At 43.2% G+C, this 389-nt stretch carries 1 protein-coding gene; it reads left to right on the top strand.

Translation table 11 applies throughout. The annotated features are described in order from the left end of the window. Positions 1-389, top strand: a 389-nt coding sequence (locus tag CG11_RS30635; RefSeq protein WP_197043981.1) for a hypothetical protein, incomplete at both ends; no start/stop codon positions are given.

Here is a 389-nt window from a genome sequence, read left to right as displayed (position 1 = left end):
GCCGGTTGTCAAATGGATACTTGTATTACCATTGCTGACCCAGTACAATTAGCAGCCACCTACACCGCTGTTGATGTCTTGTGCCATGGAGATGCCAACGGACAAATCTTAGTCAATGCCACTCCTAGAACAGGAACCTTAGGAGTGAATGGTTATGAATATAAAATAACAGGACCTGGTCAAACAGGCAATGTCTTTAACAATATCAATACTTACAACAATTTAGGAGCAGGTTCTTACACCGTTTTTGTACGAGATGGAAACAACTGTGAGATTGCACTACCCATCTCTATTGGAGAACCCGACTCTGTTTTAATTGATTCCGTTATCGTGACAGATGTTTCTTGTCACGGGACGGCAACAGGAAGTGCGACAGCTTATCCAAGTGG

This window comes from Aureispira sp. CCB-QB1, from assembly GCF_000724545.1.
GTDB lineage: Bacteria > Bacteroidota > Bacteroidia > Chitinophagales > Saprospiraceae > Aureispira.
Note: the sequence above shows the minus strand (reverse complement) of the source record. Positions and strands in the feature narration are given on the sequence as shown.